Source organism: Geodermatophilus siccatus, assembly GCF_900103785.1.
GTDB classification, from domain to species: Bacteria; Actinomycetota; Actinomycetes; order Mycobacteriales; family Geodermatophilaceae; genus Geodermatophilus; species Geodermatophilus siccatus.
This window is the reverse complement of sequence record NZ_FNHE01000003.1, coordinates 327,339-350,604: the sequence shown is the minus strand read 5'-3', so window position 1 is coordinate 350,604 and position 23,266 is coordinate 327,339. Positions and strand designations below refer to the sequence as shown.

Sequence of the window (23,266 nt, the reverse complement as noted above, 5' to 3'; positions counted from 1 at the left end):
CAGGGAGCCCCCATGGCCGCACTCGCCACGGCGTCGACAGCCACCCACCCCCTCGAGCAGCTGACCGCGGACGAGGTCTCCACCGTCCGCGAGGTGCTCGCGACGGCCGGCCTGGTCGTCGGGTCGACCCGCTTCGTCTACGTCGGCCTGGAGGAACCGGACAAGGCGGCGCTGTACGCCGACGTCGTCCCCGAGCGACGGGTGCGGGTGCTCCTGCACGACGTCGAGCGGCCGAACGCCCACGACGTCGTCGTCTCCGTGACCGACGGGGCGATCGTCTCCGACCGGGCGCTGGACGCCGCCACCGACGGGCAGCTGCCGGTGCTCGACGAGGAGTTCGCGCTCGTGGAGGAGGTGCTGGCGACCGACGAGCGCTGGCTGGCCGCACTGGCCGCCCGCGGGCTCGACGTCGCCGACGTCCGGGTGGCGCCCCTGTCCGCCGGCGTCTTCGAGTACCCGGAGGAGGAGGGGCGGCGGATCCTGCGCGGCCTGGCCTTCCGCCAGGACCACCCCCGCGACCACGCCTGGGCCCACCCGGTCGACGGGCTGGTCGCCTACGTCGACGTGATGCACAGGACCGTCGACCGGGTCATCGACCTCGGACCCGTCCCGGTGCCCGAGGAGTCGGGCAACTTCCACGACCCGGCGGTCACCGGCCCCCTGCGCACCAGCCAGAGGCCGATCGAGATCACCCAACCCGAGGGCCCGAGCTTCACCCTCGACGGCAACCTGCTGACCTGGGAGGGCTGGCAGCTGCGGGTCGGGTTCGACGCCCGCGAGGGGCTGACCCTGCACCAGATCGGCTTCCACGACGGCGGACGGCTGCGGCCGGTCGTCCACCGGGCCTCGATCGCCGAGATGGTGGTGCCCTACGCCGACCCCTCCCCCGTCCGGTCGTGGCAGAACTACTTCGACACCGGCGAGTACCTGGTCGGCCGCTACGCCAACGCCCTCGAGCTGGGCTGCGACTGCCTCGGCGACATCACCTACATGGACGCCGTCATCGCCGACGAGCGCGGCAACCCCCAGGTGCTGCGCAACGCCATCTGCATGCACGAGGAGGACGTCGGCGTCCTCTGGAAGCACACCGACCTGTGGGCCGGCTCGTCGGAGACCCGGCGCCAGCGCCGCATGGTGGTCAGCTTCTTCACCACGATCGGCAACTACGACTACGGCTTCTACTGGTACCTCTACCTCGACGGCACCATCGGGTTCGAGGTCAAGGCGACCGGGATCGTCTTCACCTCCGCCCACCCGGGCGACGGCTACCCGTACGCGTCCGAGATCGCCCCGGGCCTGGGCGCCCCCTTCCACCAGCACCTGTTCAGCGCCCGGCTGGACATGGCCGTCGACGGGCCCACCAACACCGTCGAGGAACTGGACTTCGTCCGCGTCCCGATGGGGCCGGACAACCCGCGCGGCAACGCCTTCGCCCAGCGGCGGACGACGCTGCGCCGCGAGTCCGAGGCGCAGCGGATGGCCGACCAGTCGGTGGGCCGCGTCTGGCACATCAGCAACCCGAACAGCCGCAACCGCCTGGGCGAGCCGGTCGCCTACGCGCTGCTCCCGGAGGGGCAGCCGACCCTGCTCGCCGACCCGGACAGCCCCATCCACCGCCGGGCCACCTTCGCCGCCAAGCACCTGTGGGTCACCCGCCACGACCCGGCGGAGCGCTACGCGGCCGGCGACTTCGTCAACCAGCACCCCGGCGGCGCCGGACTGCCCCAGTACGTCGCCGCCGACCGGGAGCTGGAGGCGAGCGACCTGGTGGTGTGGCACACCTTCGGACTCACCCACGTCCCCCGGCCCGAGGACTGGCCGGTCATGCCGGTCGACCACACCGGCTTCCGGCTCAAGCCGGTCGGCTTCTTCGACCGCAACCCCACCCTGGACGTCCCCCCGAACGCCAGCGCCCACTGCCGCTCCCGCGCGGCCGGCGGCGGGAGCGACGCCGGGGACGGCTGCTGCCATGGCTGAGCACCGCGATCGGCAGACTGGGGGCACCGACGACCGACGGGAGCCCCGTGCCGAAGCTGGTGGACCGCGAGCAACGACGCCAGGAGATCCTGGAGGTGACCTGGCGCCTCATGGCCACGCGGGGAGCGGACGCCGCGACGATGCGGGAGATCGCCCGCGAAGCCGGCTACGCCAACGGTGCACTGGCCCACTACTTCGCCAACAAGGACGAGCTGGTCGAGGCGGCCTACGTGCACGTCTTCGAGCGGACCAACGACCGGATCCGGGCGGCCGTGGCCGGGGAGCGAGGGGTCGCGGCGCTGCGCGCCTTCCTGGTGGAGGTCGTGCCGACCACCGAGGTGACCCGGCTGGAGGCGCGCATCGTGCTGCCCTTCTGGAACCGCACGGTGACCGACGAGCGGCTGGCCCGGCTCAACGACGCGGCCATGCAGCGGTGGCGCCGTGACATCCGGGAGCTGCTGCGCCAGGGACGCGAGGACGGCGACGTCACGGTGGCCACGGCGGACGACGTCCTGGCCGACCAGCTGCTCGCCCTCGCCCTGGGTCTCCAGGTGCTCGCCCTCCTGCCCGACTCGCCCACGCCTGCGGCGACCCAGCTGGCGATGCTGGACGCGGCCCTCGCCGCGCTCAGTCCGCGCTGACGGGCCGCTCGGCCAGGGGACGGAGGAGGGCGCGCAGGCACTCCAGCGCCGCGGGGGTCCTCGCCGGCTCCTCGAGGCACACCTGCTGGAAGACCAGTCCGTCCACGGCGGCGAACACCAGGTGCACGAGGGCGTCGTCGGCAGCGATGCCCGCAGCCGCCAGCTCGGTCCGCAGCGCCTCGCGGTAGGTGGCGTAGACCTGCTCCACCTGCGGGCGGAGCTCCGGCCGGCGCCGCGCCTCCAGGATCAGCTCGTACTGGAACGCCTGGTCGTCAGGGTGCGCCCGGACCATCTCGGCCACCCCGGCGAACAGCGCGTCCAGGTCGCCGCTCCCCGGCTCGGAGCTGATCGAGCCCACGCTGTTGCCCAGCGAGAACTCCAGCGCCGCCTCCAGCAGGGCGTTCCGGGTACCGAAGTGGTGCGCCACGAGTCCGTGCGCGACTCCGGCCTCCTGGGCCACGGACCGGTAGGTCAGGTGGCGCAGCCCCCGGGTGGCGACCACGTGGACGGCGGCGGCCAGCAGAGCGCGCCGCCCCTCCCCGTAGCCCGGTGCCGGGCGCGCGGCCACCGCGGCGGTCTCGGTCCCTGTCATGTCCCCCCGATCCTCGATGGGCCGACGGTACGCACCGCCGGCGAGCCGGAGGCCGGCCCCTCCGGCCCCCCTCGCGCGACCCGGTCGCCACGGCGCGACGCCCTGCGCGCGGGCCGCACGACTCCGAGAAGACCCGAACTGACCGCTTGACCAGTTTCACCCGCATGTGCATCCTCTGTGTCGGCGCTCACAACTGTCCATCTGACCAGTTCTGGGTGCCGGGCACTCCGCACCACGTCGTCCCGATGCAGGACGACGCCCGTTCCCCGTCGCCGCGGTCCCCGACCACGGCGCCCGGATCCCGCCGCCTTCCTCCGGAGCGACCATGTCCCACTCGACCCAGACCGCCGCGCCTGCGCGTGAGCGGAACGACCACCGTCAGCTCAAGCGCGGCGCCATCGGCGTCGTCGGCATCCTGTTCTTCGTCCTGTCCGCCCAGGCGCCGCTGACCGGCATCGGCGGTGCCCTGCCACTGGCCGTGGCGCTGGGCAACGGCGCGGGTGCGCCGGCCGCGTACCTGGTCGTCGGCCTGGTCATCGCGCTCTTCGCGGTGGGCTTCATCGCGATGAGCCGGCACGTCACCGCCGAGGGCGCCTTCTACGCCTACATCGGCCGCGGGCTGGGCCGGCGCCTCGGCACCGGGTCGGCGCTGCTGGCGCTGTGGTCCTACAACACGGTGCAGGCCTGCATGTACGGCCTGTACGGCGTGATCGTGTCCTCCCTCGCCGGCACCTACCTGGGCGTCGCCCCGCCGTGGTGGGCGTGCGCGCTGGCCACGATGGTCCTGGTCCAGGTGCTCGGATCGTTGAACATCGAGCTCGGCGCCCGCTTCCTCGGCCTGCTCGTCGCCGGGGAGATGGGGATCCTGCTCGCCTTCGCGCTGGTCACCCTGTTCAGCGGCGGGGGCCCGCAGGGGCTGGACCCCGGCGCCAGCTTCGCGCCGTCCGCGCTGCTGGCCGGCGCGCCCGGCATCGCGCTGACCTTCGGCATCGCGTCGATGTTCGGCTTCGAGTCGACCGCGATCTACTCGGCCGAGGCGAAGGACCCCGCCCGCACCGTCCCGCGGGCCACCTACCTGGCCGTCGCCACCATCGCGCTGTTCTTTGCCTTCGTCTCCTGGATGGTGGTCAGCTCCTACGGCGCCGACCAGGTCGTCGCCGCCGCCGGGAGCGCCCTGGAGTCCGGCGACAGCACCGTGCTGCTGTTCGCGGCCATCTCGGGCGCCCTGGGCCCGTGGGCGGCCGAGGTCGGCGGCGTCCTGCTGGCGACCTCGCTGCTGGCCGGGATCCTCGCCTTCCACAACGCCTCCAACCGGTACGTGCACTCGCTGGGCGAGGGCGGGGCGCTGCCGGCGACGGTCTCCCGGACCACCCGGCAGGGCGCGCCCTTCGTCGCCAGCGGGCTGCAGACGGTGCTCGCCCTGGTGCTGGTCATGCCGTTCGCGGTGCTCGGCCTGGACCCGGTGCTCACGCTGTTCGCCTGGTTCAGCGGCGTCGCCGTCCTCGGCCTGGTGGTCCTGTACTTCCTCACGTCCATCTCGGTGGTGGTCTTCTTCCGGCGCACCCGGCTGGACACCCGACCGTGGCAGACGCTCGTCGCGCCGGTCCTCGCCGCGGTGCTGATCGCCGCGCTGGCCGCACTGGTGCTGACCAACTTCACCCTGCTGATCGGGGGCTCCCCGGGCACCGCGGTGCCGCTGGTCCTCTCCGTCCCCCTGGCGCTGCTCATCGGCGTCGCCCTGGAGTCGCTCCGCCGGCGCCCGGACGGCGAGGGGCTGACGGTCCCGCCTCCGCCGACCGCGGGTCTCGCGCCGACCACCCCCACCGTCTGACCACACCCGGAAACGCAAGGAGCGACATGTCCACCTCGCACGACACCGACGTCATCGTGGTCGGCGCCGGCTTCGCCGGGCTCACCGCCGCCCGCGAGCTGCGCCGGCAGGGGCACCGCGTGCTGGTACTGGAGGCCCGCGACCGCATCGGCGGACGCACCTGGACCGACCAGCGGCTCGGCCGCGACCTGGAGATGGGCGGCACCTGGGTCCACTGGATCCAGCCCCACACCTGGGCCGAGCTGAGCCGCTACGGCATCGGCGTGACCCCCTCCCCCACGCCGGTCACGGGCTACTGGCTCAGCGGCGGCACGCTGCACAGCGGCACCGCCGACGACCTGCTCGGGCTGATCGACCGAGGCATGACCGGCAGCACGGAGGAGTGCCTCACCCACTTCCCGCAGCCGTACCGACCGCTGCTCGCCGGCGACCGGCTCGCCGAGGTCGACGGCCTGACCATCCGGCAGAAGCTGGAGGAGCTCGACCTGACCCCCGAGGAGTTCGACGCCGTCGAGGGCATGTGGGCGACCAACTTCAGCGGCCGCACGGAGGACGGCGGCTACGCGCAGGGCCTGCGCTGGTGCGCCCTGGCCGGCGGCAGCTGGCAACTGATGTTCGAGGCCTGCGCCACCTACAAGATCGTCGGTGGCACCCGCGGCCTGATCGAGGCGATCGCCGCCGATGCCGGGGTGGAGATCCGCACGGGCACCCGGGTCGCGTCGGTGACCCGGGACGACGGCGGGGCCGGCGTCACGCTGGCGGACGGTTCGACGCTGACGGCCGCGGCGGTGGTCGTGACCCTGCCGCTGAACGTGCTGGACTCGGTCTCCTTCGACCCGCCGCTGTCGGAGGGCAAGCGGCGGGCCGCCCACCAGGGCCAGGCGTCCCAGGGCGTCAAGGTGTGGGCCCGGCTGCGTGGTGAGCACGAGCCGTTCGTCGCCCTCGCGCCCGGCTCCGCGCCGCTGACGCTGTGCCAGGTCGAGCACGTCGCTGACGGCGAGACGCTCGTGGTCGCCTTCGGCTCGGTCAGCGAGCGGCTGGACGGCACCGACCCCGCCGCCGTCCAGGAGGCGCTGCGCACCTGGCTGCCCGACGCCGAGGTGCTGGAGGTCGCCAGCCACGACTGGGTCGCCGACGACCTCTCGGGCGAGACCTGGCCGATGCAGCGCGCCGGCCAGCTCACCGGATCGCTCGCCGAGCTGCAGCGGCCGGAGGGCCGCGTGTTCCTCGCCGGCTCGGACTACGCCGACGGCTGGGCCGGGTTCATCGACGGCGCCATCGAGAGCGGGATGCGCGCCGGCCGCGAGGTGCACGCGCTGCTGACCGCCGTCGAGGAGCTCCCGGCGACCGGCACCAGCGCCCTCGTCCCGTCCTGATCCGCCGACCACCGAGAGAAGAGAGGACCCCGTGAAGCAGCACCTCGTCGAGTTCGTCCACGTCCGCGTCCACGAGGGCCAGGAGGAGGAGTTCCTCGCCAGCCGCCCCGGCGCCGTCGCCGCCGTCGCCGCCGCGATCCCCGGCTTCGTCGCGGCACCCGTCATCGCGAAGCGCGAGGACGGCACCTGGACCGACGTCTGGGTCTACGACAGCGTCGAGCAGGCCGAGGCGGCCAACGCCGAGGCCGCCGACATGCCCGAGTTCGGCCGGATGGCGGCCGTCAGCGAGGTCGTCTCGATCGACATGGCGTGGATGCCCGTCGCCTGACCTCCCCGGCACCACAGGCGCCCGGGCGCTGGGAAACCCCCGGCGGCCCGGGCGCCGGCACATCACGGCGTGGATACACCCATCGGCCCACCGCACATCCGAACCAGCGCCTCGAAGCCCTTGTGCCGACCATCACAGACCCGTACCGTTAGACCAGTAAGAGAACAGCTGATTCGACTAACGAACAGCCGTAGACCTGGAGACCTCCCCATGGCAGCCAAGCCCTTCGCCTCCTCCGCCGACCTCGGCGTCAAGGAGCAGACCCTCGAGGTGCTCGCCGACGGCGTGTACGCCCTGACCGCGGAAGGCGACCCCAACCTGGGCGCCATCGAGGGCGAGGACTTCCTCGTCTGCTTCGAGGCCCTGGCGACCCCGGTCGCCGCCCGCCGCTGGCTGGCCAAGCTGCGCGAGCACACCGACAAGCCCGTCCGCTACCTCGTGCTCAGCCACTACCACGCCGTCCGCGTGCTGGGCGCCAGCGCCTTCGACGCCGAGGTGATCGTCAGCTCCGAGCAGACCAAGCACCTCATCGAGGAGCGCGGCCAGCAGGACTGGGAGAGCGAGTACGGCCGGATGCCGCGGCTGTTCGAGGAGCCGGAGTCCATCCCGGGCCTGACCTGGCCGACCATGACCTTCCGGGACAAGCTGACCATCGAGCTCGGTGGCGACCGCGGTGAGCTGGTCCTGGAGTTCCTCGGCCGCGGGCACACCGAGGGCGACATCGTCGCGTGGCTGCCCAAGCAGGAGATCGTGTTCGCCGGCGACCTGGTGGAGTCCCAGGCCGCGCTCTACACCGGCGACGCGTTCCACTTCGACTGGGCCGCCGGCACGCTCGACCGGGTCAAGGCCCTGGGCGCGCGACAGCTGATCGGCGGGCGCGGCGCCATCGCCCGCGGCCGCGACCAGGTCGACGCCGCGATCGAGCAGACCCGCGACTTCCTGCTCACCATGCAGCGCACCGTCGGCGAGGCGCACCGGTCCGGCGGCACCCTCAAGGACGCGTTCGCCGCCACCCACGAGGCCCTGGCACCCAAGTACGGCTCGTGGCCGATCTTCGAGCACTGCCTCCCCTTCGACGTCCAGCGGCTGTGGGACGAGTTCTCCGGCATCGAGCGCCCCGTGATCTGGACCGCCGAGCGCGACCGCCAGGTCTGGGACGAGCTGCAGGGATGAGGCCCCCGATGACCTCTCCCGCCCCCGTGCTGGTCCTGGGCGCCGGCCCGGTCGGCCAGACCACCGCACTCCTGCTGGCCCGCTGGGGCCTGCCGGTCGTCGTCCTCGACGCCCGCCCCGAGCGCGACCCCGTCGGCAGCAAGGCCATCTGCCAGCAGCGCGACGTGCTCGACGTGTGGGACGCCGTCGACGTCGGTGCCGAGATCGCCCGCCGCGGGGTCACCTGGACCACCGCGCGCACCTTCCACCGCGACGCCGAGCTGTTCAGCTTCACCTTCGCCGACCGCGGCCGCTCGCCCTTCCCGCCGTTCGTGAACGTGTCGCAGTGCGAGACCGAGGCCCTCCTCGACGAGCGGATCGCCGCCTCACCGCTGGTCGACGTGCGCTGGTCGCACCGGGTCACCGGGATCGACCAGGACGACGACGGGGTCACCGTCACCTGCGAGACCCCGGACGGCGAGGTGCAGCTGCGCGGCTCGCACGCCGTGGCCTGCCCCGGCCCCCGCAGCGACGCGCTCCGGTCGATGCTGGGGCTGACCTTCCCCGGCGAGTCGTTCGAGGACTACTTCCTCATCTGCGACATCCGCACCGACCTGCCCGGGTGGGAGACCGAGCGGCGCTTCTACTTCGACCCGGAGTGGAACCGCGGCCGCCAGGTGCTCATCCACCCCTGCCCGGACTCCACCTTCCGCATCGACTGGCAGGTGCCGCCGCACTTCGACCTCGCCGCCGAGGAGGCCGCAGGTTCGCTGGACCGGCGGATCCGCCAGGTGATCGGCGACCGCCCCTACGAGATCGTGTGGAAGTCGGTCTACCGCTTCCACTCCCGGCTGGTGGACCGGATGCGGGTCGGGAAGGTCCTGGTCGCCGGCGACGCGGCGCACCTGGTCAGCCCCTTCGGCGCCCGCGGCCTGAACTCCGGCGTCCTCGACGCCGAGAACGCCGCGTGGAAGATCGCCTTCGTCCGGCGCGGCTGGGCACCCGAGGAGCTGCTGGAGAGCTACCACGCCGAGCGGCACGCCGCGGCGCAGGAGAACATCGACGTCACCACCGCGACGATGCGCTTCCTCGTGCCGCGCAGCGAGGAGGAGGCGCGCCACCGGCTCGACGTCCTGGAGCGGGCGGCCACCGACCCGGCCGCCCGGGCCCAGGTCGACTCCGGCCGGCTGGCCGAGCCGTTCTGGTACGTCGACTCCCCGCTCACCACCCCCGACCCGGCGCGCCCGTTCCCGGGCCGCCCGGCGCGCGGCGACGTCCCGGTGCCCGCCCCCGGCGTGCTGGTGCCGGACTGCCCGGTGACCGTGCCCGGCCGGCCCGAGGTCGTCCGGCTGCGCCAGCTCGCCCGCGAGGGCGTCACCGTCCTGCTCGGGGACGACGCCCCGGCGCCGGACCTGCCCGGCCTCGGCGACCTGCCGGTGTCGGTCCACCGCATGCGCGACCTGGACCCCAGCGGCCTGCTCCGGGAGGCCCTGGGCGCGCGTCCCGACGAGGTCTGGGTGCTGCGCCCGGACGCCCACGTCGCCGCCGTCCTGACCCGCTCCGCCGACGTCGCCCCCGCGGTGGCCCGGCTGCTCGCCCGCACCGTCCCCACCCCCGTCCCGGCGTAACCCGTACCGAGGAGGCACTCCCATGGCGTTCTACCGACAGGTGGGCGAGGTCCCGCCCAAGCGGCACACCCAGTTCCGCCGGCCCGACGGCGGCCTGTACTTCGAGGAGCTGGTCGGCGAGGAGGGCTTCTCCTCGGACTCGTCCCTGCTCTACCACCGCGGCGTCCCGTCGGCGATCGTCGACGCCCGGCCGTGGGAGCTGCCCGACCAGAGCCTGACCCCGAACGCGCCGCTGGTGCCCCGGCACCTGAAGCTGCACGACCTCTTCCCGGGTGAGGAGCACAAGGCCGTCGACGCGGTGACCGGCCGCCGGCTGGTGCTCGGCAACGGCGACGTGCGCATCTCCTACGCCGTCTCCTCGCTGCCGAGCCCGTACTACCGCAACGCCACCGGCGACGAGTGCGTCTACGTCGAGCGGGGCGCGGCCACGGTGGAGACCGTCTTCGGCGCGCTGACCGTCGGGCAGGGCGACTACGTGCTGATCCCGCGGACCACCACGCACCGGTGGATCCCGACCGGGGACGAGCCGCTGCGCACCTACGCGATCGAGGCGAACTCGCACATCGCCCCGCCCAAGCGCTACCTGTCGAGGTACGGGCAGTTCCTGGAGCACGCCCCGTACTGCGAGCGGGACCTGCGCGGGCCGGCCGAGCCGCTGCTGGCCGAGGGCACCGACGTCGAGGTCTACGTCAAGCACCGCGGCAACGGGCCCGGCGGGCTGGCCGGCACGGTGCACGTGCTCCCCGAGCACCCGTTCGACGTCGTGGGCTGGGACGGGCACCTCTACCCCTACGCGTTCAACATCGCCGACTACGAGCCGATCACCGGCCGGGTGCACCAGCCGCCGCCGGTGCACCAGGTCTTCGAGGGCCACAACTTCGTGATCTGCAACTTCGTGCCGCGGAAGGTCGACTACCACCCGCTGGCGGTGCCGGTGCCCTACTACCACTCCAACGTCGACTCCGACGAGATCATGTTCTACGTCGACGGCGACTACGAGGCCCGCAAGGGCTCGGGCATCGGCAAGGGCTCGATCTCGGTGCACCCCGGCGGGCACAGCCACGGCCCGCAGCCCGGCGCCGTGGAGCGCTCCCTCGGGGTGGAGTACTTCGACGAGCTCGCCGTCATGGTCGACACCTTCCGGCCGCTGGACCTCGGCGAGGCGGGCCTCGCCGTCGACGACGGGAAGTACGCCTGGACCTGGTCGGGGCGGGGGCCGTCGGCGTGACGGCGCTGTCCACCACGTCGTCCAGCGCACTGTTCGCCGGGCTGTTCGACGATGCGGCGCTGTTCCCGCCCGGGGACGCGCCGATGGCCGCCGCGGTCCCGGCGCACCGGGCGCTGCGGGCGCGGCTGGGCGAGCTGGTCGGGCCGTTCGTCGTCCCGGCCGCCCGCCTCGGCGAGCTGGGAGAGCACCTCGGGGACGCCTCGGGGGACGACGCCGCGCCGTTCGGGATCTCGCTGATCGCGGCGGCCGGCGACCTGCCGGCCGCCGCGGCCCGGGTGGACGCCGACCCGCGGCTGCGGCTGTCCGCCGTCGAGGTCCCGGTCGTGGCCGACGCCGCGGCGGCCCGCGAGGCGGTCCGGGTCCTCGACGACGTCCTGCCCGCCGGTGTGCCGGCGGCGGTCGAGCTGCCCCGCACCCCCGCCCGGGACGAGGTGCTCGACGTCCTCGCCGGGACCCGCCACCGCGCCAAGCTGCGCACCGGCGGGCTGCGCGCCGCGCTGTTCCCCTCCCCGGAGGAGCTCGCCGCGACCCTGGCCGCCTGTGCCAGGCGGGAGGTGGCGCTCAAGTGCACCGCCGGCCTGCACTCCGCCGTCCGGCACACCGACCCGGCCACCGGGTTCGCGCACCACGGGTTCCTCAACGTGCTCCTGGCCGTGGGCACGCTGACCTCGGGCGCGACCCCGACCGTCGCCGCCGGGTGGCTCGGCGAGACCGACCCCGGCGCCCTGGTCGCGGCGCTGCGCACCTGGCCGACGGAACGCGCCACCCGCGTCCGGGCCGCCTTCACCTCCTTCGGCACCTGCAGCGTGCTCGAGCCGGTCGACGACCTCGTCCACCTCGGCCTGCTGCCCTCCCCGGATCGGATCCCCGCGTGAACAGACCCCACGAGAACGCTCCGCTGGCGCTCCACGTCCCCGCGGGGGCCCCGAGATGACCTGGCTCGACCTGCCCCCCGACACCGGCTTCGGGCCGGACAACCTGCCCTACGGCGTCTTCTCGACCGAGCCCGACGGCCCCCGACGGGTCGGCGTCGCCATCGGCGGGCACGTCCTCGACGTCTCGCGGCTCGACGTCCCGGCCGCCGACGCGCTGGCCACCGGCTCGCTCAACGCACTGATGTCCCGTGGGCGGGCGACGTGGGACGCCCTGCGCGCCCGGCTGCAGGAGCTGCTGGCCGACCCGGCGCACCGCGCTGCCGTCGAGCCGCACCTGCTGCCGCGCGAGGCCGTGACGCTGCACCTGCCGGTCGAGGTCGCCGACTACGTCGACTTCTACAGCTCCCAGCACCACGCGGAGAACCTCGGGCGGATGTTCCGCCCGGACTCGGAGCCGCTGACGCCGAACTGGAAGCACCTGCCGATCGGCTACCACGGCCGCGCGGGCACGGTGCAGGTCTCCGGGACACCGGTGGTCCGGCCCAGCGGTCAGCGCAAGGCGCCGGCCGACGACGGGCCCACCTTCGGCCCCTCGCAGCGCCTGGACATCGAGGCCGAGGTCGGCTTCGTCGTCGGCACGCCCTCCGAGCTCGGCCGCCCGGTGCCGCTGTCGGCGTTCCCGGAGCACGTCTTCGGGGTCTGCCTGGTCAACGACTGGTCCGCCCGGGACCTGCAGGCCTGGGAGTACGTGCCCCTGGGCCCCTTCCTCGGCAAGTCCTTCCTCACCTCGGTGTCGCCCTGGGTCGTGCCGCTGGCGGCGCTCGAGGCCGCGCGCGTGGCGCCGCCGGCCCGGCAGCCGCAGCCGCTGCCCTACCTGGACGACACCGGCGAACCCTGGGGCCTGGACCTCACGCTGGAGGTGCGGCTCAACGGCGAGCTCGTCAGCTGCCCGCCCTTCGGCTCGCTGTACTGGACCCCGGCCCAGCAGCTGGCGCACATGACCGTCAACGGCGCGAGCCTGCGCACCGGCGACCTCTACGCCTCGGGGACCGTCTCCGGGCCGCAGCGCGACCAGCGTGGCTCGTTCATCGAGCTGTCCTGGGGCGGCACGGAGCTCCTGGCGCTGTCGGACGGGTCGACGCGCACGTTCCTCGAGGACGGCGACGTCGTCACGATCACCGCCACCGCACCCGGGCCGGACGGGACGCGCATCGCCTTCGGGGAGGTCACCGGCCGGATCCAGCCGACCCCGTGAGCGCGCCCGCCACGCCCGCCGTCCCGAACGGCACCGCCCCATCGACCACCTCCGCAGCGACCCACGAAGGACTCCGATGACCACCCCCGCCGTGACCGAGCCCGTGACCACCACGCCGGAGACGCCGACGTACGAGAGCCTGCTGGCGGGCGTCACCGCCGCCGACGGCCGCGAGGTCCTCGACCCGGCGACGGGTGAGGTCGTGGGCCGCGTCGTCCTCGGGTCCCCCGAGGACCTCGACCGCGCTGTCGCCCGGGCCCGCGCCGCCCAGCCGGGCTGGGCCGCCCGCGCCGACTCCGAGCGCATCGACCTCCTGCTGCGTGCCGCCGACGCCGTCGAGGCAGCGGCCGAGCCCCTCGCCGAGCTGCTCTCCCGCGAGCAGGGCAAGCCGCTCAACGGCCCCAACGCCCGCTTCGAGGTCGGCGCCTGCGCGGCCTGGCTGCGCGCCACCGCCGCCACCGAGCTCCCGGGCGGCACCGTGCTCGACGACGGCGGGACCCACGCGGAACTGCGCTACCGGCCCGTCGGTGTCGTCGGCGCGATCGGCCCGTGGAACTGGCCGATGATGATCACCATCTGGCAGGTCGCCCCGGCGCTGCGGATGGGCAACACCGTGGTGGTCAAGCCCTCGGAGCACACCCCGCTCAGCGTGCTGGCACTGGTGCAGGTCCTCAACGGCGTGCTGCCCGCCGACGTGCTGACCGCCGTGGCCGGCGAGGGCGACGTCGGCGCCCGGCTGTCGGGCCACCCCGGCGTCGACAAGCTCATGTTCACCGGCTCCACCGCCACCGGCCAGGCGATCATCCGCAGCTCCGCCGACACCGTGAAGCGGCTGACCCTCGAGCTCGGCGGCAACGACGCCGGCGTCGTGCTGCCCGACGTCGACCCGCGCGCCATCGCCGAGGGCCTGTTCTGGGGCGCGTTCATCAACACCGGCCAGACCTGCGCGGCGCTCAAGCGCCTGTACGTCCACAGCGACGTGTACGACGAGGTCTGCGCGGCGCTGGCCGACGTCGCGCGCGCCGTGCCCATGGGCCGCGGGCTCGACGAGCAGAACCTGCTCGGCCCGCTGCAGAACCGCGCGCAGTACGAGATCGTCGCCCGCCTGGTCGACGCCGCGCGCGACTCCGGCGCGAAGGTCCTGGTCGGGGGCGACCCCGACCCCGACGCCCCCGGGTACTTCTACCCGGCCACGCTCGTGGCCGACGTGGACGACGACAACCCGCTCGTGGCCGAGGAGCAGTTCGGCCCGGCGCTGCCCATCGTGCGCTACGAGGACGTCGACCAGGCGGTGGCGATGGCCAACCGGCTCGACGTGGGTCTCGGCGCCTCGGTCTGGAGCAGCGACCGGGAGGCGGCGCGCGCCGTCGCCGCCCGGCTCGAGGCCGGCACCGTGTGGATCAACTCCCACGGCGGCGTGCACCCGATGATCCCCTTCGGCGGGGTCAAGAAGTCCGGGTACGGCCTGGAGTTCGGCGTCGAGGGCCTGAAGGCGGTGGCCGTGCCGCAGGTGGTCAACGGCTGAGCACCACCGGCGACGCGGCACCGCCCGGCACGGGCGCCGGGCGGTGCCGCCGCCCCTCCCGTCCCCCGGCCGGCCCGGCGCCCGCCGAGGGCGACCGTAGGGTGGGAGGGCACGGTGCACCGAGAGGACGGCGATGGGCGAAGGCAACGGCGGGGGCGCGCCCCAGTCGCAGACGCTGGACCGGGGCCTGCGCATCCTCGAGCACCTGGCCGCCGTCGGCACCCCGCAGCCGATCGCCGAGATCGGCTCGGCGCTGGGGCTGCACCGGTCGATCACCTACCGCCTGCTGCGCACGCTGGAGGACCACCAGCTCGTCGAGCGGGACCCGGCCGGTCACTACCGGCTCGGTCTGGGGATGCTCGGCCTCGCCCGGGGCGTGCGGACCGACCTGCAGTCCGCCGCCCTGCCCCGGCTCGACGCCCTGGTCGCGGAGCTGCGCATGACGGCGTTCCTGGTCGTCCGGGCCGGTGACGAGGCGGTCACCGTCTCGAGCGTCGAACCGCACGACTCACCGGCGCACGTGGTGTACCGGCCGGGCATCCGGCACCCGGTGGGCCGGGGCGCACCCGGCCTCGCCCTGCTCATGCCCGAGGCCGCCTCACCCGATGACCGCGAGGCACTCCGCGAGGCCCGCCGGGTCGGGTGGGCCAGCTCGCACGGCGAGGTCATCCCCGGGGTCCGGTCGATCGCCGCCCCCGTGCTCGGGCCCGACGGGGGTGCCCGCGCCGCGCTGGCGGTCGTCTTCGTCGACGAGGGCGCGGACACCGAGCGGATCGGCCGCGCCGTCGTCCGCTCCGCGCAGCAGGTCGGCGCCGCGCTGCGCTGATCCGCCGGCCTGGTGCCCTGCCGGAGCGGCCGCCCTCAGGGCCCCCGCGCCGAGCCTGCGAGGCGTGGGGCGAGAGCGGTCCTTCCTCAGAAGTTGCCGCGCCGCGCCTGCTCCCGCTCGATCGCCTCGAACAGCGCCTTGAAGTTGCCCTTCCCGAAGCCGAGCGAGCCGTGCCGCTCGATCAGCTCGAAGAAGACCGTGGGCCGGTCGCCGATCGGCCGGGTGAAGATCTGCAGCAGGTAGCCGTCCTCGTCGCGGTCGACGAGGACGCCGCGCCGCTGCAGCTCCTCGACCGGTACCCGCACGGTGCCGATGCGGGCCCGCAGCTCGGGGTCCTCGTAGTAGGAGTCCGGGGTGGGGAGGAACTCGATCCCCTCGGCGGTCATCGCGTCGACGGTGGCGAGGATGTCGTTGGTCGCCAGCGCCACGTGCTGGGCGCCGGGGCCGCCGTAGAACTCGAGGTACTCGTCGATCTGCGACTTCTTCCTGCCCATGGCGGGCTCGTTCAACGGGAACTTGACCCGGTGGTTGCCGTTGCTGACGACCTTGCTCATCAGCGCCGAGTAGTCGGTGGCGATGTCCTCGCCGACGAACTCGGCCATGTTGGTGAAGCCCATGACCCGGTGGTAGAAGTCGACCCAGCGGTCCATGGCGCCGAGCTCGACGTTGCCCACCACGTGGTCGACCGCCTGGAACAGCCGCTCCGGCCGGCCGGGTCGAGGCTGGTGGGACGAGGTCCGGGCCGCGAACCCCGGCAGGTACGGGCCGGTGTACCGGGAGCGGTCGACCAGCGTGTGCCGGGTGTCGCCGTAGGTGGCGATGGCGGCCAGCCGGACGGTGCCGTGCTCGTCGCCGAGGTCGTGCGGCTCCTCGAGGACCGTCGCGCCCTGCGCCCGCGCGTGCGCGATGCACCGGTCGACGTCGGGCACCGAGAGCGCGATGTCGCGGATGCCGTCGCCGTGCCGGCGGTGGTGGTCGGCCAGCGGGCTGGCCGGGTCGTAGGCGCCGGTGACGACGAAGCGGGCCGCACCCGACCGCAGCACGTAGGCGAGGTGGTCCCGGGTGCCGGTCTCCGGACCGGAGTAGGCGACCAGCTCCATGCCGAGGGCCGACTGGTAGAAGTGCGCGGCCTGCGTGGCGTTGCCGACCACCCACACCAGCGCGTCCCAGCCGGAGACGGGGAACGGGTCGCCGGAGGCGTCGTACTCGACGAGCCCGACCAGCTGCCGGAGCTGGTCGAGGTCGAGCTGCGCGAGGCGCTCGTCGTCGTTGAGGGTCTGCTCGAGGCTCATGCCGGGCTCCTCCTCCGGACGTCCGTCGGTGTCGCCTGCACCACACACCGCGGGTCGGCACTGCGCAACCAGGACCGGTGCCCCTGCCCGGGCTGTCCACCCGGGCCAGCGGAACTGGTCATAGGCTGCGCAGACTGCACAGCTCAGGATGCCGGGAGGCGGGCAGGATGACCGACGGCCGGGGACTCGACGCGCTCGACGTGGCGCTGCTGAGCGCACTGCAGGACTCCCCTCGGGCAGGAGACCTGGAGCTGTCCCGGCTCACCGGGGTCGCCCGCGGCACCGTGACGGCTCGGCTGCGACGGCTGGAGGAGACGGGCGTGGTCCGCGGCTACGGGCCCGACGTCGACGTGCGCGCGGCGGGCTTCGGCGTGCAGGCCTTCGTGACGCTGGAGATCGCCCAGGGCGCGATCGACGCCGTCCGGCGCGACCTCGAGGAGATCCCCGGCGTCCTCGAGGCGCACTCCACCACCGGCAGTGGTGACGTGCTGTGCCGGGTCGCCGCCGTCTCGCACGAGGCCCTGCAGCAGGTCCTCGTCGACCTGGACCGGTCCTCGGCGGTGGTGCGCTCGACCAGCATCGTGGCGCTCTCCGAGCTCGTCCGGTGGCGGACCCGGCCACTGCTGGAGTCCGGGGCCGCACCGGGCGCCGGCCGCTCCGGCATGCGGCGGACGGCGGACCACCGGGACGGCAGCGATCCCACGAGTTCCGGGGACGACGACAGACCCGCACCGTGACCTGCGGTCGGGACCCACGTGGCGGCGTCGCGCGCCCGCACTCCTGGGGCGGGGCTTGCACCGGCCGTCGCGCATCCGTCAGACTGGCCACACAAATACTGAACGCTTGGTCGGGAAATCGTGTTGCCGACCCGCACCGACACGTCCGAGGAGCGCCGATGCCCCGCGGGTCCACCGAGGTCTCCCTGGTCGACGGGGTCCGTACCCCACGGGGCCGGCACGGGGGCGACCCGGCCGCCGTGGAGTTCGCCGAGGCCTGCGCCGCCCGGTCGATCGGCGTGCTGCGGCGGCTGGAGATCGTGAACGGCGACGGCCCGGGCGTCGCGATGCTCGTGGAGGAGGCATGAGCACCGCCGTCCCGACCCGGGTGGCCGTCATCGGCGGCGGCCGCATGGGCGCCGGCATCGCGCAGGTCTTCCTCGCCGCCGGCGCGCACGTCGCGGTCGTGGAGGCCGGTGGGCAGGCCGCGGAGGCCGCCCGCGGGCGCGTGGCCGACGGGCTGGAGGAGTCCGCCCGCCGGGGCACGCTGGACGGGGACGTCGAGACCGTGCTCAGCCGGCTGACCCTGCTCGAGACCCCCGCCGGCCTCGGTCGGGACACCGACCTGGTGATCGAGGCCGTCCCCGAGCGGGCCGACCTGAAGGCCGAGGTGCTGGGCGCGGCGGCGGCCGCCGCCGGTCCCGCCGCCGTGCTGGCCACGAACACCAGCTCGCTGTCGGTGACGGAGCTCGCCGCGGCGCTGGAGCGCCCCTCGCGCTTCCTCGGGATGCACTTCTTCAACCCGGTGCCGGCGTCGAGGCTCGTCGAGCTCGTCGTCGCGCCGGAGACCGATCCGGTCCTGGTCGACGCCGCCCGCGGCTGGGTGCGCGCCCTCGGCAAGACCGGCATCGTCGTGCGGGACTCCCCCGGCTTCGCCTCCTCGCGACTGGGCGTGCTGCTGGGCCTGGAGGCCATCCGGGTGCTCGAGGAGGGCGTCGCCGACGCCGAGGCCATCGACACCGCGATGGAACTGGGCTACCGCCACCCGATGGGCCCGCTGCGGTCCACCGACCTGGTGGGCCTGGACGTGCGGCTGGCGATCGCCGAGCACCTGCACCGCACCCTCGGCGAGCGGTTCGCCCCACCGCAGCTGCTCCGCGACAAGGTGGCGGCGGGCGAGCTGGGCCGCAAGACCGGGCGCGGGTTCCACACCTACGAGAGCTGAGAGGACCCGAGCCGGTGGACACCGCGGCCGTCGTCGACCCGGCCATGTACGAGGACGGCCCGCCGTTCCAGCTGCTGGACCGGCTGCGGGCGGAGACGCCGGTCGCCTGGGTGGAGGAGCCCGCCCTGCACGGCCAGCCGGCCGGCCCCGGGTTCTGGCTGGTGCTGCGGCACGCCGACGTGGAACGGGTGCTCCGGGACCCGGCGACGTTCTCCTCGTGGCTGGGCGCGACGCAGGTCCGCGACGCCGCCGACCTCGCCTGGGTCCGCCGGATGATGCTCAACACGGACCCGCCGGACCACTCCCGGCTCCGGCGGCTGCTCACCCGGTCGTTCACCCCGCGGGCCGTGGCCACGCTGACGGGGGCGATCGAGACGACGGCGGCCCGGCTGGTGGACCAGGTGGTGGGCGGCGCCGACGAGGGCCGGTGCGACGTCGCCAAGGACCTGGCCGCGGACCTGCCGCTGCTCACCCTCGCCGACGTCCTGGGCGTGCCGGCCGAGGACCGCTGGTTGATGTTCGACTGGTCGAACCGGGTGATCGGCTGGCAGGACCCCGACTACGCCACGTCCGCGGCGTTCGACGGAACCGGCGGGACGGCGATGGCCCGCGCGGCCGTCGCGCTGCGCCCGGCCCCCGGCCCGGACGGCCGGATGCCGGACCCGCGCACCCGCGCCGGCATGCCCGACCTCTACGCCTACGCCCGGCTGCTGGCCGAGGAGAAGCGCCGCTCCCCCGGCAGCGACGTGATGTCGATCCTGCTGGCCCAGGTGGACGAGGACGGCGGCCAGGTGAGCGACGAGGAGTTCGAGAACATGTTCTGGCTCTTCGCCGTGGCCGGGAACGAGACCCTGCGCAACGGCCTGCCCGGTGGGCTGATCGCGCTCCTGCAGCACCCCGACCAGATGGCCGCGGTGCGTGCCGACCCGGCCCTGCTGCCCGGCGCGGTCGAGGAGATGCTGCGCTGGTGGACGCCGGTGATGGTCTTCCGCCGCACCGCCACGACCGACGTCGAGCTCGCCGGCGTCCGCATCCGCGCCGGGGACAAGGTCGTCGTCTCGTTCACGTCCGCCAACCGGGACGAGGCGGTGTTCGCCGATCCGGACCGCTTCGACGTCCGCCGCTCCCCCAACCCGCACCTGGCCTTCGGGCACGGGCCGCACTTCTGCCTCGGTGCACAGCTGGCGCGGGTCCAGATGCGTGCGCTGTTCGCCGAGCTGCTGCGTCGCACCGGTGCGCTGGAGCTGGACGGGCCGCCGGTGCTCCTGCGGTCGAACTTCCAGCGCGGGGTCAAGCGCCTGCCCGTCCGGTGGGTCGGGACCGCGCCAGCGCGCTGACCACTGCGGCCAGGGACCCGGCCAGGCCCTCGGCGTCCCGCTCCTCGTCCTCCCGCCAGTGGCGGACCTGCTCGGCGGAGAGGGCGGCCAGCAGGACGTCGGCGCGCAGGTCGGCGTCCGGGGCCCCGGCCCGGTCCAGCAGGTAGCGGCAGTGCTGGCGCCAGAAGGCGTGCGCGCCGGTGCGCAGCCGAGCCCCCGGGGCAGCCGTCTCCGACAGCAGCACCAGGTCCAGGTGCCGCTCGAGGAACTGGAGGTAGGCCTGGACGAACGCGACCAGCCGGGGCACCGGGTCGGCACCGGGGCCGAGCGGCGGAGGGCCGGCCAGCATCAGCTGCTGCAGCTCGCGCTCGCGCTCGTCGAGCAGCGCGACCGCCAGGCCGCCCTTGTCGGTGAACCGCCGGTACAGCGTGCCCTTCCCCACTCCCGCGGCGGCGGCGACGTCGTCCATGGTCACGCCGCTGACGCCCCGCTCGCCGAACAGCCGCTCCGCGGCGGCCAGCACCCGGAGCCGGTTGCGGGCGGCGTCGGCGCGCTCGCGCACGACCGGTGATCCGAGGACGGGCAGCTCCACGCGACCGGAGGCGACCGCCGGCGTTGACGAAGCGGACTGCGGTCCGGTACCTTCGCAGGACATAACCGGACTCTAGTCCACATCGGCGCGGGGTCGCTGCGCCGCCCCTCCGAGGAGGTCCTCCGTGTCCACCTTCCTGCACGTCTCCGCCTCGCCGCGCGGTGCCGAGTCGGTCTCCCTGCAGATCGCCGGCGCCTTCGTCGAGACCTACCGGGACGCCCACCCCGACGCGGTCGTCGACACCTGGGACCTGTGGGACGGGACGCTGCCGGAGTTCGGGCCCGCAGCGGCGGGCGCGAAGATGACCGTCTTCGGCGGTGGCGCTCCCCAGGGCGCCCAGGCCGCCGCCTGGCGAGCCGCGGTGGAGACCTTCCGCCGCTTCGCCGCCGCCGACCGGCTGCTGTTCAGCGTGCCGATGTGGAACGCCGGGGTGCCCTACGTCCTCAAGCAGTTCATCGACGTGGTCTCCCAGCCCGGGATGGTCTTCGACGTCGACCCGGTCACCGGCTACCGCCACCTGCTCGCGGGCACGGGGAAGCGCGCCGCCGTCGTCTACACCAGCGCGGTGTGGGGCCCGGCCCTGGGTCCGGAGTTCGGTCGTGACTTCCAGTCCACGTACTTCGACGACTGGCTCGCCTGGACCGGCATCACCGACATCAGCCGGATCCGCTTCCACCCCACCCTGACCGGCGACGCCGAGGAGTCGCGCCAGGCGGCGATGGCGGCGGCCCGCGACATCGCCAAGGTCTTCTGAACGGCGGGGCGCGGGAGCGGGGCCCGCTCCCGAGCCCCGCCGCTCACGCGGCCGGGGGCCAGGTCCTGGCGACCATCGTGAGGACGTCGTAGGTCGCCACGGGTGCGCCCTCGCCGTTCACCACGACGGCGTCCCAGCGGACCTCGCCGTGGTCGGCGCCGCCGCGCGGGGTGATCTGCTTGCAGGTGAGCGTGACCGTCAGCTCCTCCCCCGGCTTCACGGGAGTCAGGAAGCGCAGGGCGTCGACGCCGTAGTTGGCCAGCACCGGACCCGGGTCCGGGTCGACGAACAGCCCCGCCGCCCACGAGACGACCAGGTAGCCGTGCGCGACCCGGCCACCGAAGAGCGGGTTGGCCCGGGCGGCCTCCTCGTCCATGTGGGCGTAGAAGGTGTCGCCGGTGAACTCGGCGAAGTGCTCGATGTCCTCCAGCGTCACCCGGCGCGGGCCGGCCGTGACGGAGTCACCGATGCGCAGCTCGGCCAGCGACTTGCGGAACGGGTGCACGCCGTCGTCGTTCCGCTCCGCCCCGGCGACCCAGCGGCCCCCGATGGCGGTGAGCATGTCGGGCGAGGCCTGCACCGCGGTGCGCTGCATGTGGTGCAGCACGCCGCGGATGCCGCCGAGCTCCTCGCCCCCGCCGGCCCGGCCCGGGCCACCGTGCACCAGGACCGGCAGCGGCGAGCCGTGGCCGGTGTTCTCCCCCGCGTCGTCGCGGTCGAGCACCAGGATGCGGCCGTGCGCGTGCGCCGCGCCGAGCACGAACTCCCGCGCGAACTCCCGGTCGTGGGTCACCACCGAGCCGACCAGGCTGCCCTGGCCGCGCGCGGCGAGCTCCACGGCCTGCGCCACGCCGTCGTAGGGCAGCACCGTGCTGACCGGCCCGAAGGCCTCGACGTCGTGCGGCTCGGCGGCGGTCAGGTCGTCGCAGCGCAGCAGCATCGGCGGCAGGAACGCGCCGCGGTCGCGGTCGGCCCCCACCACCTCGAAGCGGTCCGGGTCCCCGGCGACCAGCTCGGCGACGCCGCGCAGGGCCTTGAGCGAGCGCAGCACCTCCTCGCGCTGGTCGAGCCCGGCCAGGGCCCCCATCCGGACCCCCTCGGCGTCGGGTGCACCGACGACGACCTCGGCCAGCCGCTCCCGGGTCGCCTCGACGACGTCGTCCACCAGGTCGCGCGGCACGAGCGCGCGGCGGATCGCCGTGCACTTCTGGCCGGCCTTGACCGTCATCTCGGTGACCAGCTGCTCGACGAACAGGTCGAACTCGGGGGTGTCCCGGGTGGCGTCGGGCCCGAGCACGGAGCAGTTGAGCGAGTCGGCCTCGGCGTTGAAGCGCACCGAGTGGGCGACCACCGCCGGGTGGCTGCGCAGCTTGCGGGCGGTCGCGGCCGAGCCGGTGAAGAACACCAGGTCCTGGCCGGCCAACCCGTCGAGCAGGCCGGTCGCGCTGCCGGCCAGCAGCTGCACCGAGCCCTCGGGCAGCAGGCCCGACTCGACGATCGCCCGGACGACCGCCCCGGTGAGGTAGGCGGTCTGGCTGGCCGGTTTCACGATCGTCGGCACGCCGGCGAGGAAGGCCGGAGCCAGCTTCTCCAGGAAGCCCCACACCGGGAAGTTGAACGCGTTGATCTGCACGGCCACCCCGCGCAGCGGCGTGTAGAGGTGCTGGCCGACGAAGGTGCCGCCCCTGCCGAGCGGCTCGACCGCACCGTCGAGGACGACGGTGTCGTCGGGCAGCTCGCGGCGGCCCTTGCTCGCGTAGGACAGGACCGTCCCGAAGCCGCCGTCGATGTCGACCGCGCTGTCGCGGTCGGTGGCGCCGGTGCGGCGGGACAGCGCGTAGAACGCGTCCTTGTCGGCCATCAGGTGCAGGCCCAGCTGCTTGAGCAGACCGGCCCGCTGGTGGAAGGTCAGCTCGCGCAGCGCCGGGCCGCCGACGGTCCGGGCGTGGTCGAGCATGGCCGCCACGTCCAGGCCGGTGCTGCTGATCCGGACGACCGTCTCGCCGGTGACGGCGTCCGCGATCGGCGTCCCGTCGTCCGGTGCCACGTACCACCGCCCGGCGACGTAGCTCTCCAGGAGCGGGGCTGGGTCGGTCATGGTGGTCTCCTCAGGGGCCCGGCGGGTCCCGGGCCGGCA

General features: G+C 74.2%; 21 protein-coding genes. 17 read left to right on the top strand and 4 right to left on the bottom strand.

The annotated features are described in order from the left end of the window. Positions 1-12: 12 nt before the first annotated feature. Together BLS21_RS07600 and BLS21_RS07595 are read left to right on the top strand one after the other, a co-directional pair. Positions 13-1,977 (top strand): primary-amine oxidase, encoded by a 1,965-nt coding sequence (locus tag BLS21_RS07600; RefSeq protein WP_091215940.1) that lies wholly within the window; start codon positions 13-15, stop codon positions 1,975-1,977. Positions 1,978-2,024: 47 nt separating this feature from the next. Then, a complete protein-coding gene (locus BLS21_RS07595) occupies positions 2,025-2,618 on the top strand; it encodes a TetR/AcrR family transcriptional regulator (protein WP_091215938.1) in 594 nt (197 codons plus the stop codon). On the opposite strand, the gene BLS21_RS07590 is transcribed toward BLS21_RS07595, so the two are convergent. Next, the gene (locus BLS21_RS07590; protein ID WP_091215936.1) at positions 2,605-3,210 is read right to left on the bottom strand and encodes a TetR/AcrR family transcriptional regulator; all 606 of its coding nucleotides are present in this window, start codon (positions 3,208-3,210) and stop codon (positions 2,605-2,607) included. The two genes, BLS21_RS07595 and BLS21_RS07590, sit on opposite strands and share 14 nt — an antisense overlap. A 325-nt stretch (positions 3,211-3,535) precedes the next feature. Between BLS21_RS07590 and BLS21_RS07585 the strand changes: the two genes are divergently transcribed. From BLS21_RS07585 to BLS21_RS07540, 10 genes are all read left to right on the top strand, one after another. After that, positions 3,536-5,041, top strand: coding sequence for an APC family permease (locus tag BLS21_RS07585; RefSeq protein ID WP_091215934.1), 1,506 nt, complete (start codon positions 3,536-3,538; stop codon positions 5,039-5,041). Positions 5,042-5,067: 26 nt separating this feature from the next. Further along, the gene (locus BLS21_RS07580; RefSeq protein WP_091215932.1) at positions 5,068-6,417 is read left to right on the top strand and encodes a flavin monoamine oxidase family protein; all 1,350 of its coding nucleotides are present in this window, start codon (positions 5,068-5,070) and stop codon (positions 6,415-6,417) included. Positions 6,418-6,448: 31 nt separating this feature from the next. Then, positions 6,449-6,745 carry a hypothetical protein gene (locus tag BLS21_RS07575; RefSeq protein WP_091215929.1) on the top strand — a complete coding sequence of 99 codons (297 nt, stop codon included), beginning with the start codon at positions 6,449-6,451 and terminating at the stop codon, positions 6,743-6,745. A gap of 210 nt (positions 6,746-6,955) precedes the next feature. Continuing rightward, the gene (locus BLS21_RS07570) at positions 6,956-7,918 is read left to right on the top strand and encodes an MBL fold metallo-hydrolase (RefSeq protein WP_091215927.1); all 963 of its coding nucleotides are present in this window, start codon (positions 6,956-6,958) and stop codon (positions 7,916-7,918) included. 8 nt (positions 7,919-7,926) lie between these two features. After that, positions 7,927-9,525 (top strand): FAD-dependent monooxygenase, encoded by a 1,599-nt coding sequence (locus BLS21_RS07565; RefSeq protein ID WP_091215925.1) that lies wholly within the window; start codon positions 7,927-7,929, stop codon positions 9,523-9,525. Between the two features lie 22 nt (positions 9,526-9,547). Beyond that, complete coding sequence (locus BLS21_RS07560; RefSeq protein WP_091215922.1) at positions 9,548-10,753, top strand: homogentisate 1,2-dioxygenase; 1,206 nt, start codon at positions 9,548-9,550, stop codon at positions 10,751-10,753. Beyond that, positions 10,750-11,628: a hypothetical protein gene (locus tag BLS21_RS07555; RefSeq protein ID WP_245700149.1), complete on the top strand. Its 879-nt coding sequence runs from the start codon at positions 10,750-10,752 to the stop codon at positions 11,626-11,628. The genes BLS21_RS07560 and BLS21_RS07555 overlap by 4 nt, the downstream gene beginning before the upstream one ends. A 55-nt stretch (positions 11,629-11,683) precedes the next feature. Further along, complete coding sequence (gene fahA / locus BLS21_RS07550) at positions 11,684-12,883, top strand: fumarylacetoacetase (RefSeq protein WP_091215920.1); 1,200 nt, start codon at positions 11,684-11,686, stop codon at positions 12,881-12,883. Between the two features lie 76 nt (positions 12,884-12,959). Next, complete coding sequence (locus BLS21_RS07545; protein WP_091215918.1) at positions 12,960-14,408, top strand: aldehyde dehydrogenase family protein; 1,449 nt, start codon at positions 12,960-12,962, stop codon at positions 14,406-14,408. Positions 14,409-14,541: 133 nt separating this feature from the next. Further along, positions 14,542-15,234 (top strand): IclR family transcriptional regulator, encoded by a 693-nt coding sequence (locus BLS21_RS07540; protein WP_091215916.1) that lies wholly within the window; start codon positions 14,542-14,544, stop codon positions 15,232-15,234. Positions 15,235-15,320: 86 nt separating this feature from the next. On the opposite strand, the gene hppD is transcribed toward BLS21_RS07540, so the two are convergent. Beyond that, the gene (gene hppD, locus BLS21_RS07535; RefSeq protein WP_091215913.1) at positions 15,321-16,526 is read right to left on the bottom strand and encodes a 4-hydroxyphenylpyruvate dioxygenase; all 1,206 of its coding nucleotides are present in this window, start codon (positions 16,524-16,526) and stop codon (positions 15,321-15,323) included. Positions 16,527-16,693: 167 nt separating this feature from the next. Here hppD and BLS21_RS07530 point away from each other — a divergent pair, with 167 nt between their 5' ends. From BLS21_RS07530 to BLS21_RS07515, 4 genes are all read left to right on the top strand, one after another. Beyond that, positions 16,694-17,263 carry an Lrp/AsnC family transcriptional regulator gene (locus BLS21_RS07530; RefSeq protein ID WP_091215911.1) on the top strand — a complete coding sequence of 190 codons (570 nt, stop codon included), beginning with the start codon at positions 16,694-16,696 and terminating at the stop codon, positions 17,261-17,263. 158 nt (positions 17,264-17,421) lie between these two features. Then, positions 17,422-17,610 (top strand): hypothetical protein, encoded by a 189-nt coding sequence (locus BLS21_RS07525; RefSeq protein WP_091215909.1) that lies wholly within the window; start codon positions 17,422-17,424, stop codon positions 17,608-17,610. Continuing rightward, entirely contained in the window at positions 17,607-18,467 is an 861-nt protein-coding gene (locus BLS21_RS07520) for a 3-hydroxyacyl-CoA dehydrogenase family protein (protein WP_091215906.1), read from the top strand. Before BLS21_RS07525 ends, BLS21_RS07520 begins: the two co-directional genes overlap by 4 nt. 14 nt (positions 18,468-18,481) lie before the next feature. Then, on the top strand, positions 18,482-19,804 hold the full coding sequence (locus BLS21_RS07515) for a cytochrome P450 (protein WP_245700148.1): 1,323 nt from the start codon (positions 18,482-18,484) through the stop codon (positions 19,802-19,804). Here BLS21_RS07515 and BLS21_RS07510 read toward each other — a convergent pair. Next, positions 19,758-20,375 (bottom strand): TetR/AcrR family transcriptional regulator, encoded by a 618-nt coding sequence (locus BLS21_RS07510; protein WP_217636033.1) that lies wholly within the window; start codon positions 20,373-20,375, stop codon positions 19,758-19,760. The genes BLS21_RS07515 and BLS21_RS07510 overlap by 47 nt on opposite strands. A gap of 124 nt (positions 20,376-20,499) precedes the next feature. Here BLS21_RS07510 and BLS21_RS07505 point away from each other — a divergent pair, with 124 nt between their 5' ends. Continuing rightward, positions 20,500-21,129, top strand: a complete 630-nt coding sequence (locus tag BLS21_RS07505; RefSeq protein WP_091215901.1) for an FMN-dependent NADH-azoreductase — start codon at positions 20,500-20,502, stop codon at positions 21,127-21,129. Positions 21,130-21,172: 43 nt separating this feature from the next. Here BLS21_RS07505 and paaZ read toward each other — a convergent pair whose 3' ends face one another. Further along, positions 21,173-23,227 (bottom strand): phenylacetic acid degradation bifunctional protein PaaZ, encoded by a 2,055-nt coding sequence (gene paaZ / locus BLS21_RS07500; protein WP_091215897.1) that lies wholly within the window; start codon positions 23,225-23,227, stop codon positions 21,173-21,175. Between the last annotated feature and the right edge of the window lie 39 nt (positions 23,228-23,266).